This is a genomic window from Duganella sp. CY15W (genome assembly GCF_009857555.1).
Lineage (GTDB): Bacteria > Pseudomonadota > Gammaproteobacteria > Burkholderiales > Burkholderiaceae_D > Rugamonas > Rugamonas sacchari.
In genome coordinates this window covers 1,787,614-1,806,324 of sequence record NZ_WWCQ01000001.1, presented here as the reverse complement: position 1 = coordinate 1,806,324, position 18,711 = coordinate 1,787,614, and the positions used below count along the sequence as shown (strand labels likewise).

17 protein-coding genes are annotated in these 18,711 nt (G+C 62.2%); 12 read left to right on the top strand and 5 right to left on the bottom strand.

Annotated elements, in window-relative coordinates; translation table 11 throughout:
* From GTP58_RS07990 to GTP58_RS07980, 3 genes are all read right to left on the bottom strand, one after another.
* A complete protein-coding gene (locus GTP58_RS07990; RefSeq protein WP_161076948.1) occupies positions 1-783 on the bottom strand; it encodes a class I fructose-bisphosphate aldolase in 783 nt (260 codons plus the stop codon).
* 56 nt (positions 784-839) lie between these two features.
* Entirely contained in the window at positions 840-1,469 is a 630-nt protein-coding gene (locus GTP58_RS07985) for an acyl-homoserine-lactone synthase (RefSeq protein ID WP_161076947.1), read from the bottom strand.
* A 96-nt stretch (positions 1,470-1,565) separates the two neighbouring features.
* The gene (locus GTP58_RS07980; protein ID WP_202413517.1) at positions 1,566-2,291 is read right to left on the bottom strand and encodes an autoinducer binding domain-containing protein; all 726 of its coding nucleotides are present in this window, start codon (positions 2,289-2,291) and stop codon (positions 1,566-1,568) included.
* Positions 2,292-2,510: 219 nt separating this feature from the next.
* Between GTP58_RS07980 and GTP58_RS07975 the strand changes: the two genes are divergently transcribed.
* Positions 2,511-4,883 (top strand): acyl-CoA dehydrogenase, encoded by a 2,373-nt coding sequence (locus tag GTP58_RS07975; RefSeq protein ID WP_161076946.1) that lies wholly within the window; start codon positions 2,511-2,513, stop codon positions 4,881-4,883.
* Here the strand turns inward: GTP58_RS07975 and GTP58_RS07970 are convergent.
* Entirely contained in the window at positions 4,870-6,525 is a 1,656-nt protein-coding gene (locus GTP58_RS07970) for a hypothetical protein (protein ID WP_161076945.1), read from the bottom strand. The two genes, GTP58_RS07975 and GTP58_RS07970, sit on opposite strands and share 14 nt — an antisense overlap.
* A 173-nt stretch (positions 6,526-6,698) precedes the next feature.
* Between GTP58_RS07970 and GTP58_RS07965 the strand changes: the two genes are divergently transcribed.
* The 7 genes from GTP58_RS07965 (at position 6,699) to GTP58_RS07935 (ending at position 13,669) form a co-directional block, all read left to right on the top strand.
* Positions 6,699-7,193, top strand: a complete 495-nt coding sequence (locus tag GTP58_RS07965; protein WP_229215460.1) for a sigma-70 family RNA polymerase sigma factor — start codon at positions 6,699-6,701, stop codon at positions 7,191-7,193.
* On the top strand, positions 7,184-8,176 hold the full coding sequence (locus GTP58_RS07960) for a FecR domain-containing protein (protein WP_161076943.1): 993 nt from the start codon (positions 7,184-7,186) through the stop codon (positions 8,174-8,176). Before GTP58_RS07965 ends, GTP58_RS07960 begins: the two co-directional genes overlap by 10 nt.
* 91 nt (positions 8,177-8,267) lie before the next feature.
* Positions 8,268-10,682: a TonB-dependent receptor gene (locus tag GTP58_RS07955; protein WP_161076942.1), complete on the top strand. Its 2,415-nt coding sequence runs from the start codon at positions 8,268-8,270 to the stop codon at positions 10,680-10,682.
* Positions 10,682-11,587, top strand: a complete 906-nt coding sequence (locus GTP58_RS07950; protein ID WP_161076941.1) for an alpha/beta hydrolase — start codon at positions 10,682-10,684, stop codon at positions 11,585-11,587. Before GTP58_RS07955 ends, GTP58_RS07950 begins: the two co-directional genes overlap by 1 nt.
* A 2-nt stretch (positions 11,588-11,589) precedes the next feature.
* Entirely contained in the window at positions 11,590-11,865 is a 276-nt protein-coding gene (locus GTP58_RS07945; RefSeq protein WP_161076940.1) for a hypothetical protein, read from the top strand.
* Positions 11,862-12,137, top strand: coding sequence for a hypothetical protein (locus GTP58_RS07940; protein WP_161076939.1), 276 nt, complete (start codon positions 11,862-11,864; stop codon positions 12,135-12,137). The genes GTP58_RS07945 and GTP58_RS07940 overlap by 4 nt, the downstream gene beginning before the upstream one ends.
* 8 nt (positions 12,138-12,145) lie before the next feature.
* Positions 12,146-13,669 (top strand): PepSY domain-containing protein, encoded by a 1,524-nt coding sequence (locus GTP58_RS07935; RefSeq protein WP_202413514.1) that lies wholly within the window; start codon positions 12,146-12,148, stop codon positions 13,667-13,669.
* Here the strand turns inward: GTP58_RS07935 and GTP58_RS07930 are convergent.
* Positions 13,627-14,463, bottom strand: a complete 837-nt coding sequence (locus tag GTP58_RS07930) for a ferritin-like domain-containing protein (RefSeq protein WP_161076938.1) — start codon at positions 14,461-14,463, stop codon at positions 13,627-13,629. The two genes, GTP58_RS07935 and GTP58_RS07930, sit on opposite strands and share 43 nt — an antisense overlap.
* A 186-nt stretch (positions 14,464-14,649) precedes the next feature.
* Here GTP58_RS07930 and GTP58_RS07925 point away from each other — a divergent pair, with 186 nt between their 5' ends.
* From GTP58_RS07925 to GTP58_RS07910, 4 genes are all read left to right on the top strand, one after another.
* Positions 14,650-15,225, top strand: coding sequence for a PRC-barrel domain-containing protein (locus GTP58_RS07925; protein WP_161076937.1), 576 nt, complete (start codon positions 14,650-14,652; stop codon positions 15,223-15,225).
* 110 nt (positions 15,226-15,335) lie between these two features.
* The gene (locus GTP58_RS07920) at positions 15,336-16,403 is read left to right on the top strand and encodes an ABC transporter substrate-binding protein (RefSeq protein ID WP_161076936.1); all 1,068 of its coding nucleotides are present in this window, start codon (positions 15,336-15,338) and stop codon (positions 16,401-16,403) included.
* A 44-nt stretch (positions 16,404-16,447) separates the two neighbouring features.
* Positions 16,448-17,194 carry an ABC transporter substrate-binding protein gene (locus tag GTP58_RS07915; RefSeq protein ID WP_161076935.1) on the top strand — a complete coding sequence of 249 codons (747 nt, stop codon included), beginning with the start codon at positions 16,448-16,450 and terminating at the stop codon, positions 17,192-17,194.
* A 75-nt stretch (positions 17,195-17,269) separates the two neighbouring features.
* Positions 17,270-18,700 carry a circularly permuted type 2 ATP-grasp protein gene (locus tag GTP58_RS07910; protein ID WP_161076934.1) on the top strand — a complete coding sequence of 477 codons (1,431 nt, stop codon included), beginning with the start codon at positions 17,270-17,272 and terminating at the stop codon, positions 18,698-18,700.
* Positions 18,701-18,711: the final 11 nt, after the last annotated feature.

Here is an 18,711-nt window from a genome sequence, read left to right as displayed (position 1 = left end):
TCACGCGACCGCATGTTGGGCGTAACGCGCGCTCAGGGCACCCAGCAGGTGTTCCGGATGCGGATTCTGGAAGACGTTGCGGCCCACGCACAAGCCTTTGGCGCCGGCGGCCAGGCCTGCGCTTAGCAACTCCAGCGTTTCTTCATCCGTGCTGCGCGCGCCGCCGGCAAAGAACACGTCAATGTCGCTGCTCAGGCCTTTGAGCAGTACCGGAATGTCGGCGATGGTGTCAGGCCGGGGAATCTTGACCGCGTCCGCGCCCAGTTCCCACGCCGCGCGGATCACCCGGCGCATGCCGGCGATGGTGACTTCGCTGCTGGTATTGCCGCCTGCATGAAAATACTTGGCCATCACCAGCACCGGCAGGCCGTATGGCGCCGCCTGGTCGACCACGGAACCCAGCAGCGCCAGGTTGTGCGCGTCGTTGACGCTGTCGAACACCAGGTCAACGCTCAACGCGTCCGCGCCCAGGCGCAGTGCGGTGTCCACTGTCGCCAGCAGCTCTTTGCGATTGGGCTGGGTGGCGAGCGACATCATGCCGTTCATTTGCAGGATCATGCCCTTGCCCAGCAGGCAACCCGACAACGCCAGGCGTTCCAGCATGCCTTTGTGCGCCACCACCGCGCTCACGGCCGGATGCGACAGGCAGCGCACCAGGCTGTCCGAGCTTTCCATGCCGGAGATCGGGCCGGAGGTCAGGCCGTGGTCGACCGGGATAATCAAGCCCTGGCCGGTCTGGTGATGCACTACCCGCGACCAGCGGTTACGTTTTGCTCCAACCATGATGTGCTCCTCTGTATTGTTCGGGACTCATACGCAGCGGTACGCCGCGCGGGGGATCAGGCCAAGGCCGCAAGCAGCGCCGGCTCCGGCATGTGGTGACGCCTGGGCAGCACGGCGCGTTCGTCGTAATCGTTGGCGGCGTCTATCCAGCACGCGAACAGGGCGTGGGTGCCCACGTCCATGCGCGGACCGGCGGCGCGGATACGGAATGGCGTGCGGCGCAGCAGGCGCTCCACGCCAGGTGGGGAGACGGTAATCAGGCGGCGCGCGCCACGTTCGGCGGCGCTTTCGACGGCGGCGGCCAGCAGTTGCAGCGTGGCTGCCGAGGACAGCTGGCCAGCCGCAGGCGTGCTGACGGCTTCCGGATCGACGGCGGCAAAGCGGGACAGCTCCCACACCTCGTCGGAGCGCGGCGCCGGTGCGCCATTAAGCAGTTGGGGAAAAACTTCCTGCAGCAGATAGGGGCGCGTGGTGGGCAGCAAACGGGCGCAGCCGCCAACCCGGTCCTGTTCGTCCCACGCCACCAGGTAGACGGTGTCGTCGTGGTCGAACTGGTCCAGTTCCTGGCCATCGCGCAGGTCCAGGTCCCAGCCCAGTTTCTCAACGAACACCTGGTGCCGATAGCGCGTCAACTTGGCCATGCGCTCTGGTCCCAGCGTACTGGCGGTTCCGACAGTAATTCTCATGCTGCCCCCTGCTTGTTAGCGAGGCATCATTACATCGGAATTTGACCTATCGCATAACTACCAACATTGGTAGCGAAATAACGTAACGCCGGGCTTTCAGCCCAGCATGCCCAGCAAGGCGGCTTTCGCCACGGCCGCAGTTTTGTTGGCGGTACACAGTTTACGGACGACGTTCTTGACGTGAAAATTGACCGTGTCAGTCGCCAGCGACAAAATCTCGGCGATTTCCGACGCCGACTTGCCATCTGCGGTCCAGCGCAGCACTTCCACTTCGCGCACGGTGAGCTTGTCCATGCTGGGCGAGGCCAACTTGGAGGTGAATAGCGGCGACAGGTACAGGTGCGCGGTCTGCACCAGCCATCGGAACTTGGCTTCGTTGCGCGCAAGTTCAGTGGCGGTGACGGGTTCATGGGAACGGGCCAGCGTCAGCATGTCCACGCAACCGGCGCCATCGGAACAGGACTGCGCCCAGCCGTGGCACAAACCTGCCGCCTTGGCATCGCTCCAGAATGCCGGTGAGGCCGACCTCAACGTATCGTTCCAGACGATGGGCACGCGCGACATCCGCCCGTGCTGTACCGTGGGGTCGCAGCTCAGATAGTTTTCGTATCGGTAATATTTCTGCCAATCGGCAGGGTAGTTGCTGAACAGCGCGGTGGGTGGATTGGACAGCGGATACGGCGCGCGGATCCCGTATGCACAGTATTCAAAGCCCAGCAGCCTGCCGCAAGCGGCAATCGCATCGAAGGCGCGTTCCACATCGGATTCATTGCTCAGCGTATCCATCAACTCCACTTGCCAGTTATCGACTGTACCGCGCATTACAGTGCCCCTTGTTATATTAGCAATAGTGAAATTATATAATAAGCATATTACAAAACTGCTACTTGGCCGGAGTAAACCGCCCGAGTGTCGTGATTTTTCAACTGTGAAATTTCGTGAGTTTCCTGGGGTCATTAACGTGCCTGCTCACACGTGCGGAACCGCACAGTAACCGCAGAGCAAGCGCGCTATCGTCCGATTAACAAAAAGGAGATCAATATGATCCTATGGATAATCGCAGCGGTTCTGGCCGCCATCATTCTCGTGTTCACCTACGGCCCGTTGCGCCGCAGCCTGGTCACCCCGCATCTTTACGCACTGTTCAAACGCATCCTGCCGGCCATGTCCGATACCGAGCGCGATGCGCTGGAAGCCGGCACCACCTGGTGGGATGCCGATTTGTTCTCCGGCCGTCCCGACTGGAACAAATTTCTGCAGATCCGGCGCCCGGCACTGAGCGTGGAAGAACAGTCCTTCATGGATAACGAAGTGCGCCAGTTATGCGAAATGGTGGATGACTGGGAAGCGACCCAGGTGTGGCAAGGCTTGCCGGCGGCAGCGTGGCAGTTTGCGCGCGACAAAGGCTTCCTTGGCATGATTATTCCCAAGATGTATGGCGGCAAAGCGTTTTCTGCCTACATGCATTCGCAGGTGGTGATGCAGCTGTCCACGCGCTGCTCGGCGCTGGCGGTGCAGGTCATGGTGCCCAACTCGCTGGGACCGGCCGAACTGCTGCTGCATTACGGCACCGACCAGCAGAAAGACTACTATCTGCCGCGCCTGGCCAAGGGCGAAGAGATCCCCTGCTTCGCGTTGACCAGTCCTTATGCAGGCTCGGACGCCGCAGCGATACCGGATACCGGCGTAGTGTGCATGGGCCGGCACGAAGGCCGCGAGGTACTGGGCTTGCGCGTGAGCTGGAACAAGCGCTACATCACGCTGGGACCGATCGCCACCCTGCTCGGCCTGGCGTTCCGCGTGGTCGATCCGGACGGTCTGCTGCCCGTAGGCTCGACGCCAGGCATCACCTGCGCGCTGATCCCGGCCAACCATCCTGGCGTGGTGATAGGCCGCCGTCACTGGCCGCTGAATGCGGTATTCCAGAACGGCCCCACCAGCGGCAAGGACGTATTCATTCCGATGGACTGGATCATCGGCGGGCCGCAGAAAATCGGCAAAGGCTGGCGCATGCTGATGGAGTGCCTGGCCGCAGGCCGCTCCATTTCGCTGCCCTCCGCCAGCGTGGGGACTGCCAAGCTGGCCGTGCGCGGCACCAGCGCCTATTGCGCGATACGGCGCCAGTTCAATACGGCGATTGGCAAGTTTGAGGGCGTGCAGGAAGCGCTGGCCCGCATGGGCGGCAATCTGTACATGATGGATGCAGCGCGCAGGCTGTCGGCGCTGGCCGTCGATCTGGGAGAAAAGCCTGCCGTCATCTCGGCAATCGCCAAATACCATGTGACAGAGCGCGGCCGTGCGGTCGTCAACGACGGCATGGATATCCTGGGCGGCAAGGGCATTTGCATGGGACCATCCAATTTCCTGGCGCGCGCTTACCAGCAAATCCCGATTGCGATTACGGTGGAAGGCGCGAATATCCTCACGCGCTGCCTCATCATCTTTGGCCAGGGTGCGATACGCGCCCATCCCTACGTGCTGAAAGAAATGCGCTCCACCACCGAGAGCGACCAGCGCAAAGGCTTGCTGGATTTCGACGCCGCCTTCTTCGGCCACATGCGCTTTACCTGCGCGAACGCCTTGCGCGCTGTGTGGTACAGCTTGACGGGCGGGCTCACTGCGTCCGCACCGGACAAGGCCCCCGGCGAGATGGCACGCTATTACCGCGCCGTCAGCCGCCTGTCCACCTGCTTTGCGTTGATGACGGATATGTCTATGTTCATCCTTGGCGGAGACCTGAAACGGCGCGAGCGCATCTCGTCGCGCCTCGGCGATGCGCTGTCGATGATGTATCTGATCAGCGCGACGTTGAAGCGCTATGAAGACGAAGGCCGGCAGGAAGCCGACGCGCCCTATGTTCACTGGTCGATTCAGGACGCCCTGCAAAAGGCCCAACTGGCGCTGGATGGCGTGCTGCAGAACTTCCCGAACCGGTTTGCCGCCGCCTTCACGCGCCTGCTGGTATTCCCGTTTGGTCTGCCGTATGAGGCGCCGTCGGACAAGTTGGGCGCCCAGGTGGCGCAAGCCATGCAGACCCATGGCGATGCCCGCGAACGGCTGCTGGCCGGCAGCTTCCTGGCCGATGACCTGCGCGATCCGGTGGCCTGCGGAGAATTGGCATTCGGCCTGCTGGCGATGGTGGAAGGCATCGAGCACCGTCTCAAGCCGGCGGTCAAATCGGGCAAGCTGCAGCCCATCCCGCAAAGCCTGCCCGAGATGGAGCGCTGGATCACCGATGCCGCCGCACAGGGTGTAATGACGCCGGAAGAACGCCGCGCCATGTCTGACTTCGCGCGCTATACCGACCTGTCGGTGCACGTCGACGACTTCCCGCCGGACCTGAACGCGGCGGCCGATGCCGACCAGCGCCGCCGCATGTCGGCGCCAGCCAGCCCCGTCATCACTCCGGCGTAACCAGCGAGAACGGCATGCCGGCGAAGAACCCCAGGGAACCTCTGGTGTCGCTGCGCCAACCAGCGATCACACCAGCGGTGAACTGCGGCTGATTGCTGTTATAGGCGCCCAGGCCGAGGTTGAACGGCAGGTAAATCGGAATCGCAAGCGAGCGTATTTTGTTGGTGCGGTCGTAGCTGAGAATGGTGGAAAACGCCAGGAACTTGGACTGGTAGCGCGCCTCGGCACTGACGGTGTTGGACTTCTTGCCTGCCGGTTCGCCCAAAGGCAGGCTGTTGCATTCCACCCAGCTTGCGTCCTTGGCCATTGCCGGGCAAACCACTGTATTGTCCGCGCCATCCCGCTTGTACTGATGGGCATAGCGCAGCAGGAACAAGGTGTCCCAGTCTTTCGGTGCAAAGCCCGCATACGCTGCCAGCGTATAGGACTTGTTATGCGTCTGGGTGGCCACCGGGTTGTTGGGATCGGCAAACGCGGTTTTTTTGTCGTAGTAGGAGAACTCCTGATAGCCCAGTTCACCGCTACCGCCCCACAGATGGTAGCCGCCAGGCAGCATGGGCGCGGTCGCTTCGCCACCAATTTTTGTGTAATCGAGCTTGATCCGGGTGTCATTGCTGAGTTTGTCCAGCAGGACGCTGTTGTTGACGACCTTGTGTTTGTCATCCTTGCTGAACGGCGCCGATACCGTTACCGCCAGGCGCTGGTTGCTGGTGCGTTCCCATTGCAGCACATATTTGACGGCGACCGTCCCCTCGCCGCCCGTGCTGCTGATCTGCACACCAGAACCGCTGACTTCCGAGTTCAGCAGGGGATGGTTTTCCATGAAGGTCAGGAATGCGCGCTCGCGCAGCATCTCGCTTTTGCCTGGTGAAGCGACGCCGGCGGTGGTGGATTTTCCATCGACCGGTTGCATCAGCTTGAGCATCATGTCATTGGCGGCGGCAACAGCACTCCAGTTCTGGGTCCAGACCTGATCCAGCTGTGTCTCCATGTCCTTGTCGGCGGGCAGATAGGCCGCCTTTTCAGCTTTGGCGAGTTTGATGACGCTGGCCAGCATGTCGGCCTTGGCCTGATCCGCAGCGTCTTTCTTTGCCGCCGCATCCTTGTTGTGCAGGCTTAGCGCGATCAGCGCGGCTCTTTTGGCTTCTGGCGTCTTTGCGTCGGCCAAGCTGACAATGCTGTCTTCCAGTTCTTGATCCGCGCACTTGCTAAGCTCGATCGCCTTTTTGGCAAGCTGAGCGAGTTCGCTGGCTTTGGCGATCTCGGTATCTGTGAGCGAGACGTAGCCGGGCGTGGCTTTCAACTGCAGCTCTGCATTGCGGATCTTCTCGTAGGCCTTGTCCAGTTCCGTCGAGGCGGTAGTGACATTTTCCAGTACTTTCTTGCCTTCCAGCGCCCGGTCGGCCATCAATGCGCGATCGCGGCTGCGCTCGGGCAGCGAGTTAATACTGTTGATGTAGTTGGCCAGGCGCTGCTCCAGCATTTTCTTCGCCTGCTGGGCCTCGATGGATGCCAGGCGCGCGCATTCCACCTTGTCCGAGGTCTTTAATCTGGACATATCCTGATCGCAGTCCGGTGTTGCCAGCGCTAGCTGGCTGACGCTCACCAGCACGGCAAACAGCAGCGTTTTGAGCTTGTGCATTTTATTAACTCCTCGACAAGAGAAAATCTCTATTGTTCGCTATCGAACATAGTAAAAAGATATCCAAATGTCACAGTGTTGCGTATTTGGCTGAGTTCAGGATAGAATGAGAATAATTCTTATTAGCATTTGAACCCTGAATGACAAGCGCGAGGTATCCACTGCAACAGAACATGGCATCGCTGTATGGCGAGCACCATGCCTGGCTGCTGGGATGGCTGCGCAAACGTCTGGGCTGCGGGCATCACGCGGCCGATGTTGCACAAGACACGTTTTTGCGCCTGATTACCGTCGGCGACAAGCTGCCGCAACTCGATGAGCCGCGCGCTTTTCTGACCACCACCGCCAAGCGGCTGCTGGTGGACCGCGGCCGGCGTCAGGCGGTCGAGCAGGCCTATCTGGCGGAGCTGGGACTGCTTGCGGAACAACTGCCCTGCTTCCCGTCGCCGGAGGAAGTGCTGCAGGCGGTGCAGTCGCTGGAGCGTATCGCCTACGCGCTGGAGCAGCTGTCCGCCCGCGCGCGCGATGCCTTCCTGATGCATTTCCTCGACGGCGAACCGCACGCCTTGATTGCGCAGCGTCTGGGTGTCTCAACCCGCATGGTGCACAAGTACCTGGTGCAGGCGCTGCTTGGCTGCGACGAGGCTGTGGGCCAGTCATGCCTGTAAGCCCGGAGCAAAACCGCATCAGCAGGCAAGCGGCCGAATGGATCGTCTCGTTGACCGTTGACGACAAGGCCGAACGCGAACAGGCGCGCGCCGGTTTCGAAGCCTGGCAACAGGAAGATCCCCGCCACGCCGCCGCCGCGCTGCGCATGCAAGCCATGCTTGGACAACTCGACGCCCATGAAGGCCGCCCCGCCCGCGCCGCCCTGACCAGCGCAGGACGCGCATCGCGCAAGCGAGTGGTTGCACGCACCGTGACGGCGCTCGCGGTTGCCATTGCGGCTGGTGCGCTCAGCCTGGGCGTGCCTCTGACACAGCCGTCGCTGCTGCTGGCGGATGCGCGCACCGGCGCTGGCGAATGGCAGACGCGCATCCTCGCCGATGGTAGCCAGCTCACCTTGAGTAGCGGCAGCGCCGTCAACATCCACATGAGCGAGGGCCAGCGCGTGGTCAGCCTGCTGCAAGGCGAGATAATGGTGGATGTGGCACGCGATCCATCGCGACCATTCTTCGTGCAGACGGAAGACGGCAGCATACGCGCACTGGGCACGCGCTTCACGGTTGAACGCGGCGCACACGCCACTGAGCTGGCGATGCTGGAGTCAAAAACGGAAGTTCGTGCGGCTGGCCGTCCTGCATTGGCCACCGTGGTGGCTGCCGGCGAAAAGGTCCGCATTACGCCGGACAGCGTGGGGCCGGTTGCCCACGTCGATGCGGGCAGCATCGCCGACGCCTGGCGCGATCATCAGCTGGTGGTGCAAAACCGGCCGCTGGCCGAGGTGCTGGATCAACTGGCACGCCATCATCGCGGCGTGATTCGTTACGATGCAAGCCAGATTGCGGCCATGCGGGTCAGCGCGGTGCTGCCGCTGGATGACACGGATCGCGCCCTGCACCTGCTGCTCAACAGCTTCCCGGTACTGCGTATCCGCACCATCACGCCTTATGTGGTGCTGGTGGATGCGCCAGCGGCGCCATCGAAGTAAAAAATATTTTCAATATCGAGTTCCGGTTCGCGTTTTTGGCGCGTCATGGTCTATGTAAGCACGCAAATCAGACCAACGGAAAGAAGAATCCATGCATCATCAAGCACGTACCAAACTGGCTCCCCTGAGCCTCGCCCTGCGCCTGGCATTCGCCGGCGCGATCGCGGTAAGCGCCGCTGGCAACGCCTATGCGCAAAGCGCGGCGGCGCAGTATGACATCCCGGCCGGCCTGCTGTCGGACGCCCTGAACCGCTTCGCCCAGCAATCCGGCGCCGCCATCGCGCTGGACGCGGACAAGATCCAGGGACTGCGCAGCGCAGGCCTTAAAGGCAGCTACAGCGTGGAAGAAGGCTTCAACGCCCTGCTGCGCGATACGCCCTATGCCATTGCGCGCACCAGTGCGGGCTACGTGTTGGTGGCCAAGCCGGCCGCCGCAGCTGCACCCGCCGCGCCTCTGCGTGGCGAACAGGCGCTGGCGCCAGTGACGGTCAACTCCACCCTGCTGGCCGACGAACTGCCGCGCGCCTATGCCGGCGGCCAGGTCGCACGCGGTACGCAGCTTGGCATCCTGGGCAGCGCCAGCACCATGGACACGCCATTCAACACCACCGGCTACACGGCGGCGCTGATCGAAGACCAGCAGGCGTCGACTGTCGCCGCGGTGCTGATGAACGATCCCTCGGTACGCTTCACCACGTCGGAAGGCCACATTTACGAAAACTTCAGCATTCGCGGCTTTGAAGTCGGCGGCGAAGACCTGGCTTTTAACGGTCTGTACGGGCTGTCGCCATATGGTCACGCACCGACGGAGTTCATCGAACGCGTGGAAGTGCTGAAAGGTCCGGGCGCCCTGCTGGGCGGCATGTCGCCACAGGGCGGCGTGGGTGGCGTGATCAACCTGATTCCCAAGCGTGCCGAGGACAAGCCTCTGCTGCGCCTGACAACCGACTACACCTCCAGCTCACAGTTCGGCGTGCATCTGGACGCGGGACAGCGCTTCGGTGAAAACGGCCGCTATGGCGTGCGCTTCAACGGCGGTTACCGCGACGGCAAGGTCGGCGTCGACGATCAGAAAAAGAAACGCACGCTGGCGGCCATCGCGCTGGATTATCGCGGCACGCAGCTGAACCTCGCGCTGGATGCCTACACCAACCGTGAAAATATCGACAATGGCAGCTCGTGGATGGCGTCCTTTCCATCCACCGGCGTGATCGCGCCGCCCAAGACCGGCACCAATCTGCTGCGCGGCATCCACGGCAAACTGTCCAACGATGCTGTTGCGGTGCGCGGCAGCTATGAGTTCAATGATGCCATCACTGCCTACGCGGCACTGGGGCAGTTGAGCTACACCTACGAAGGCTATATCAATGGTACCCGCGCGGCGATACGCAATGCGGCTGGTGACTATGTCGGTAATACTTTCAATCAGCGTGGCACCACCGATACCACCTCGGGTGAAATCGGTGTGCGTGGCCGCTTCGTCACAGGACCTGTCAAGCACCAGGTCGTGGCCAGCTACACCTCGCTCGAATTCGATACCGGCCGGGCCACGGTCAACACCAGCGCCAACTACAGCTCCAATATCTACCACCCGGTCAACCCGGCGCTGGCACCTGATCCCGGTCCTGCGCCTAAGGTCAGCGACGCCGCGCTGCGCAGCGTCGCACTGGCCGACACATTGTCCTTCGCCGATGACAAGGTCCTGCTCATCCTCGGCGCACGCGAACAGCAAGTCAAAACCCGCACGCTGACTGGCACGCCTACGCTGTACGACAAGCGCGCGCTGACGCCTGCCGTGGGCATCGTCGTGAAGCCATGGTCGCCATCGGTGGCGCTCTACGCCAATTACATCGAAGGCCTGAGTCAGGGCGGCACCGTTACCGACACCACGGCCAAGAATTTTGGCACGGTGTTTGCCCCGTACAAAAGCAAGCAGCTGGAAGGCGGCGTGAAGTGGGACCAGGGCGCCTATGGCAATACCGTCAGCGTGTTCCAGATCGAGCGCCCCAGCATGGTCAAGGATACGGCTTCCAACACGTATAACGACGATGGCCAGCAGCGCAATCGCGGCGTCGAGTGGAACACCTTTGGCGAGATCGGCGGCCAACTGCGCCTGCTGGGCGGCGCGGCTTATACTGACGCCAAGATGACCAAGGCTTCGACTGTGGCGCTGACCGGAAAAACCATCTACGGCACGCCAAAATGGAAGGCCAACCTGGGCGGCGACTGGACTGTTCCAGGCGTGAATGGCCTGATCGTGAATGCCCGCGTGGTGTACACGGGCAGCCAGTGGGTCAATAGCCTGAATACGCAGCAGATCGATAGCTGGACGCGCCTGGACCTGGGCGCCCGCTACAGCCTGCGCGTCCAGGACCATCTGGTGCAGCTGCGCGCCAACGTGGACAACGTCGCTGACAAGAGCTACTGGGCTGGTTCCTTCAACGATGGCTACGTAACGCAAGGCGCAGGCCGCGTGTACAAGTTGTCCGCCTCGGTGGACTTCTGATGCGCCGCGCCTTCCTTCGCACTGGCGCGGGTTTGCTGGCCGGCGCGATGCTGCCCGCTCTCGCCGCCATGCCTGCGCAAGACTGGCAGACCGCCAGCCTGCCGCAGGCCAGACAGCTGGATCTGGCGTCTGCCCGCACGGGACACCGCTATCGCATCTTCATCAGCGTGCCGGAAACGCCAGCGCCGGCAGGCGGTCACCCGGTAATCTACGTCCTGGATGGCAATGCCGCTTTCCCGAGCGTGGCGCTGATGGCGCGCACTGTCGCGCGCCGCAGCAAGGTGACTGGTCTGCACGCGCCGGTGGTGGTCGGTATCGGCTACGCCAGTGGAGAAGACTTTGATACCGCAGCCCGTGCGCGTGACTACACGCCGCCAGCAGGCGGCAAGGCGGCCAAAGGCGAAGGTGGCGCGGATCTGTTCCTTGATTTTATCGAGCAGGAGCTGAAGCCCGTGATACAGGCTGGCGTGGCGGTTGATCCGCAGCGCCAGGCCTTGTTCGGCCATTCTTACGGCGGCATGCTGACGCTGCATGCCTTGTTCACGCGGCCGGCCGCTTTCCAGACTTATATCGCGGCCAGCCCGTCGATCTGGTTTGCGGACCGCTATGTGCTGAACGAAGTAAAAGGTCTGTCCACACCACGTGCACAAAAGGCGCGCGTGCTGCTGACCGTTGGGGAGCTGGAGCAGTCGCCTGCACCAGCGTCGGCCAAGCCCAACGACCGTTCCGCGCTGCTAGCGCAGAAACGCATGGTGGATGAGGCCAGGGACCTGGCCGCGCAGCTGGATGCGCAACGCTCTGCCTACAACCTGGAACGTGTGCGCTTCATTGAGCTGCCTCGGGAAAATCATGGTTCAGCCCTGTTCCCGGCGCTGTCGCGCGGGCTGGAATTCTTCCTGGAGTGAGCATGCATAGCGGAGTGATTGCCTTGGCCGTGGCGCTTAACCTGCTGTCTGCGGTGCTGTTTTATCTGGCGGCACCACGCCAGCAGTGGCGCAGCGAGGCCCTGTCTGCAGGTGTGGCGCGGCCTGCCGCGTGGTCGGCACTGGCCGTTTCGCTGCTGCTGTGGCTAACGCAGGCACACGTTGCGACCGCGCTGTTTGCCGTACTCACATTGACCATGATCCTGTTTGCCGTGCTGCCGTATCTGGCCGCATGGCGCAAGCTGAGGAGCGAGCGATGAGCAAGGACTGGTTCAGCAAATCGTTGGCGGGGATGCTGCTGGGATGTGTGCTGTCGCTGCTGTTCAGCGGCCTGTTTGCCTGGTTGACGCCGGGCGGCCCGGGTGCGCCGAACAAGTTCCAGACCACGATGTGGGTGACGGCGCCGGTGTGGGCGGCCATCATGTCCTTCGTGTTTTTCTTCCGTAGCGGCGCGCAGGCCTGGCGCTGGCTGGGCGGCGCGACCGTGCTGGCTGCGGCCGCGCTGGCGGCCTGTCGCCAATTCCTTTCCTGAGGTTCGCCATGCGCGCCGATATCATACGCATCTATAAATCCGTCCATACCTGGACCGGCATCGTTTGCGGCTTTGTGCTGTTCATCGCTTTTTACGCGGGCGCATTGACGATGTTTGAAGAACCGCTGTCACGCTGGGCGGCGTCGCCTGCGCGTGCAGCGTTGTCGCCGCTGGACCGCAGTCCGCAGCTCATCAAGGAGACGCTGGCTGCGCGTACCGATGCGCGCAAGGAATTCACGCTGCATTTGCACGATGAAGCGCAGATCCCGGCACGCATCACCTGGACCAAGGGACGCGGCGACCGCCAGCCTTGGACTGCGGACTACACCGAAGATGGCAGCCTGCGTGTCGTGCAGGCCAAGCCTTCCGGCCTGGCGCAATTTATCGATCATCTGCACCGAACGGGCGGCTTGCCTGGCGATGCGGAGGTCACGGAGTTCATCATGGGCCTGGTCAGCCTGGCATATGCCGTGGCACTGGTGTCGGGCACGATCATTCTGCTGCCATCGCTCGTGAAGGACTTCTTTGCGCTGCGCGTCGGGAAAAATCTCAAACGGATGTGGCTTGACGCCCACAACGCCATCGGCATCGCCAGCCTGCCGTTCCATATCGTGATTGCGGTGACCGCCATGATCTTTGGGCTACATGACAAGATCTACGATATTCAGGAAAAGCTGGTCTACAACGGCAATATGGCACAGATCATGAAGGCTTCCAGTCCGAATAACGCGGTCAGGCCGGACAAACAGCCGGCCGACATGCTGTCCCCGCAGGAGCTGCTGGCGCGCGTGCGTGACTTTGCGCCCGAGTTTGAGCCGGTCTCGATGCAGTACCGCGCACCCGGCACCGTGGGCGCCACGGTGCGCGTGAGCGGCAACGATGCCCGCTTCATGCTGCGCCGTGAAGGCTTTCTGCTAATGAGCCCAGTCACCGGCCAGATCGTGGACACGTCCTACTTCCCGGGCAAGCAGAATAGCTGGACCGAGCCGGTATCGGCAGCCTTTTCGCTTCACTTCGGGACCTTTGCCGGTGAGCCAGTGCGCTGGGCCTACCTTGCGCTGGGACTGGGCGGCGCTGTGCTGTTCTACACCGGTAATCTGCTGTGGATTGAAACCCGGCGCAAGAACCAGCGCGGCGGCGAACCGGTGCTGCAAACGCGGGCCGCCTACTGGCTATCTGCCGGCACGGTCGGTGTCTGCGTCGGCAGCATGGCCGGCATCTCCGTGATTATCGCCGCCGCCAAACTGCTGCACGCTGAATGGCATATGCCTTTGTACTACACGGTATTTGTGGCGTGCTGCGGATGGGCGTTCTGGCGCGGTGCGGCCAGGGCCGGCGCTGAACTGCTGTGGTTTGCGGCGCTTGCCACGCTGCTGATCCCGGCCGCTACGCTGTGGCGTGGCTTGCCGGGCCACGCTTACGGCGTCGATATTGCGGCGGTGTGCTTTGCACTGGTGTTTATCCGGTTGGCGCTGGCCGCGCGGCGGCGTCAGGTATCGGGCGTGACGGCCAGCGTCTGGGCGCCTGCCTGAAGCGCTTCCAGTTCGCTCTCGGTGAAACCGGCCTGGCGGCGGGCCTCCAGATTGAAGGGGCCACGCAGGGTCGGCGCATTGTACTGGCGTGCCAGTTCATAGTAGGTCGGCATCAGTTCCAGGCTGCGCAGGCGGCACAGGTAACCGTACCAGCGGTTGCCGATTTCCACGTGGCCGATCTCGTCGCGCAGGATGATGTCGAGGATGGCCGCGGCTTCCTGGTCGCCGGCCTGGGCCAGCTTGGCGCGCAGTGGCGGATTGGCGTCCAGGCCGCGCGCTTCCAGCGTGCGCGGCACCAGCGCCATGCGGGCCAGGACATCGTCGCAGGTTTTCTCTACCATTTCCCACAGCGCGCCATGGCCGCTGAAATCGCCGTAGCGGTAGCCCTGCTTTTTCAGGTGTGCGTCCAGCAGTGAGAAATGGTAAGCCTCTTCCCGGGCCACTTGCAGCCAGTCCGTGTAGTACGCGGCTGGCAGGCCTGGGAAGCGCCAGATGGCGTCCAGCGCCAGGTTGATGGCGTTGAACTCGATGTGCGCCAGCGCGTGTATCAGCATGGCGCGGCCTTCGGTGGTGTTCATGGAGCGTCGCCCTACTTTCAGCGGCGGCACCAGTTCCGGCTTGTCGGGGCGGCCGGGAATGGCGGCCGACGACGCCAGTTCGGCGGCTGGATCCGGCGTGCAGCCGCCCTCCTGCACCGCTGCCGCCATCGCATACACAGCCGCCACCTTGGCGTCCGGATCGGCTTCGATCAAGCAATGCAGTGCGCGGGCGCGCAGTTCCTGAGGTACAGCCATACGGGTCTTTCAAATCAGCGAGGGCGATAGTTTATCACTGCGCGCTTGGTTCCTGCGGAACTAGTCCCTGTCCTACACCGACACTGCACGCGCACCGATACCTCAACTATCGCGCGGAACGCATCATTAGCGCTGTCACCACGTCCACTGACGCGGGGCGTTATTAACCAATTGGAGACCACTATCATGAGCTACCTGGACCGCGACACCTATGGCATCTACCGCAGCGATGAGGACACCGGCCCCGGCCCACGTCTGATGGGCGCGGACACGCTGATCGGCGAGGATGTGTACAACCGCCAGGACGAAGACCTCGGCGATATCAAGGAAATCATGCTGGACATGCGCAATGGCCAGGTGGCCTACGCTGTGCTGTCGTTCGGCGGCTGGCTGGGCATGGGCGACAAGCTGTTTGCCGTGCCATGGCAAGCGCTGCAACTGGACACCGCCAACAAGCGCTTCCTGCTGGACGTCTCGAAGGACCATCTGAAAAACGCACCGGGCTTTGACAAGGACAACTGGCCGGATATGGCCAGCGCCGAATTCAATAGCCAGCTCCACAACTTCTATGGCACCAGCCAGAACGTGCCAGGCGGCGTGACCGCCAGCGGCAGCGTGATGGGCACCAGCAGCGGCAGTCTGCAAAGCGATCCTGGCTACGGCAGCAGTATCGGCACCGGCGGCACGGGTAATATCGGCGGCACCGCCGGTTCGTCCGGTACGCTGAGCGACGACCCTGCCCGTAACCGCGGTAACTACTAATTACGCTGGCTTTACCGGCGCACATATTGGCTCGCCAAGGCATGCGATAGACGGCATGCCTGGCGGGCATCTCTGGTTTAATCGCTGCATCGATAGCGCTATGACCAGCCATGCAAAAAACCTTCGCTACTGCCCTCCTCGCGCTCGCCGCAGCGCTCCCCGCCCACGCTTTTGAACCGCTGCCCGCTGAAACCATGGACGACACGCGCGTGTTCAAGGTCGAGGTGCTGCAGGTAACCGACATCGAACCCTATCGCGATGCGCTGAATGGCTTTCTCAAGTCCCTGCAAGCCAGCGGCCTGGTGGATGGCAAAAACCTCAGCGTGCATAAGTCCACGATTGATTTCGACGTCGAGAACGGCGGCTTCTGGAGCAAGCTCGGCGTGCTGCTGCGCATCCGCCAGGAAGCCTCGCGCATTGTCGAGGCCAAGCCGGATCTGGTGCTGACCATCGGCACGCCCGCCACCAAGTATGCGCGCGGCATGATGGCGGATGCCCATATTCCACTGGTGTTCACGGCAGTGGCCAATCCCGAGGATGCGGGCTGCGTGTCGCTGGTGGACGCGGGCGAAGGTGCCACGGGCTCCACGCTGTACACCGATATGACCGACAGCCTTAAGCTGGTCAAGGATGTGTTTCCGTCCGTGCGCCGGATCGGCATGGTGCATACGGATGATGAGAATGGCGTTGCCAACGTGGCGGCGGCCACCGTGAAAGGAAAGCCGCTGGGGCTCGAAGTGAGCGCTCGGCTGGTCAACAAGTCAGACCATATCGCGCCCTCGCTCAAGGAGCTGCATGCGGGCGGCGTCGAAATGTTTGCCGTCCCGCTGGACACCTATTACGGTCTGCATCGCTACGAGGCCGCCATGGACCTGGGCGACTTTGGCATTGAAAACAAGGTGCCGGTGGTGACGCTGGCCATGGTCCGCGTACCGGGCGCAGCGCTGTATGTGGGCGCGGATTTCAAACAGGTCGGCCAGCTGGCGGGCACGCAGGCGGCCAAAATCCTGCAGCGCCACACCAAGCCGGATGTGCTGCCGATTCTGCGCCAGAGCACGCCGACGGTACTCATCGACCCGGCCCGTCTGGCGGCGCTGCAAGTGAGCTTGCCGCCGACGCTGGCGGCGCGCAAAAAGGAAACAGCCAATGGTTTCTGGCAAATCGATCTGACGCAATAAGTTGCTATACTTGCCCCATAATTCATCTGGAGACAGGGGCCGCCATGCGGCGCAGGCGTTTTCTCATGGTCACGGCGGCCACTGCCGCAAGCAGCCTGGTGTACGCGGCGCCGGCGCCGCAGCGCATTGTCCTGGCCGGGCTGGTCACGGAGGCTGACCGCTACGCCGCCAGATGGCTGACCCTGATCTACACAGAGGCATTCCGCCAGCTCGGCGTCACGCTGGAAATCCACAACTACCCCGCCAGCCGCGCATCCGCCGAAGCGCTGGCCGGCAATGTCGACGGCGAAATGGTCCGCAACCTGGAATACCAGGAGATGCAGCAGGTGCTGGTGCGCGTGCCGGAGCCCACCATGTTTGTGACCACCGCCAGCTATGTCCATCGGACCGACATCACACCCGCCGCCGGCTGGGAGGGATTGCGCGATACCCGCTATCACGTTGAATACCGCGCTGGCTACCTGGTCATGGGCAAGAAGCTGGCCGCCGTGGTTCCCGCCGCCAATCTGACCAGCGTACGCAGCGCACAGCTGGGCTTGCGTAAACTGGCGCTGGGACGCATCGATGTGTACGTGGACAATATCGAGGTGGTGGAACCCTTGCTGTCGTCGGACGAATTCCGCAACCTTGGCATACGGCAGGCCTCGGTCATCGAGCGGAGCGCCGTCTATTGCTATCTGAACCGCAAACACGCCGATCTGGCAGGCCGGCTCGGCGTGGTGTTGAAAAAGATGCGCGAAAGCGGCCTGATCGAGCGCTACCGACAACAGGCATTGGCCGATTCGCGCTGATGCACCAAAACCGGGCATTTCCATTGGCACACTTCTTGATAGAAGGATATGTGTGCTCAACTGGGAATGTTCGATATGGAAAAATTCTTCAATGAAATGACTGTTGACGGCCTGGCACACACAGCCAGCGCCGACGTCCGTGAACACTACCGCGAATTCTGCGGCTGGCTGCAACGCCAGTCGGCGGAAACCATCGAACGCAAGCGCGCCGAAGCGGATCTGACCTTCCGCCGCGTCGGCATCACGTTTGCCGTGTATGGCGACGATGCCGGCACCGAGCGGCTGATCCCCTTCGATACCATCCCGCGCATTATTCCAGCGCCTGAATGGAAGCAGCTGCAAACCGGGCTGGTGCAGCGCGTGAAGGCGCTGAATATGTTTATCCACGATATCTATCACGAGCAGAACATCATCAAGGCAGGCATCATTCCGGCCGAGCAGATCTACCGCAATGCGCAGTACCGGCCGGAGATGCAAGGGATTAATGTAGCGTCCGACATTTACGCGCATATCGCCGGCGTCGACATCGTGCGCGCCGGCCAGGGCGAATTCTACGTGCTGGAAGACAATCTGCGCGTGCCGTCCGGTGTGTCTTATATGCTGGAAGACCGCAAGATGATGATGCGGCTGTTCCCGGAGCTATTCGCGCGCAACAAGATTGCGCCGGTCGACCATTATCCCGACATGCTGCTGGATAACCTGCGTTCGGTCGCGCCCATGGGCATCAACGATCCCACGGTGGTGGTCATGACGCCGGGCATGTACAACTCCGCCTATTTTGAGCACGCCTTCCTGGCGCAGCAGATGGGTGTCGAGCTGGTGGAAGGCAAGGACTTGTTTGTCAGCGATAACACGGTGTTCATGCGTACCACGCGCGGGCCGAAGCGGGTGGACGTCATCTATCGCCGTCTCGACGATGATTTCCTCGATCCACTGGCCTTCCGGCCCGACTCCTCGCTTGGCGTGCCGGGGCTGCTGTCGGTCTACCGCGCCGGGCGCGTGACGCTGGCCAACGCCATCGGCACCGGTGTGGCCGACGACAAGTCGATTTATCCCTATGTGCCGGACATGATCCAGTTTTACCTGTCGGAAGCGCCGATATTGAACAATGTGCCGACGTATCAGTGCCGCAAGAAAGAAGAGCTGGAGTACACACTGGCGCATCTGCCCGAGCTGGTGGTCAAGGAAGTGCATGGCGCCGGCGGCTACGGCATGCTGGTCGGCCCCGCCTCGACCAAGGCGCAGATCGAAGACTTCCGCCGGCGCCTGATTGCCAGGCCGGACGGTTACATCGCCCAACCGACGCTGGCCTTGTCCGCTTGCCCGACCTATGTGGAAAACGGCATTGCCCCGCGTCACATCGATTTACGTCCCTTTGTGCTGTCCGGCAAGACCATTTCCATGGTGCCCGGCGGCCTGACGCGCGTGGCCTTGCAGGAAGGTTCGCTGGTGGTGAACTCGTCGCAAGGCGGCGGCACCAAGGACACCTGGATACTGGAACGATAAGGAGACATGCC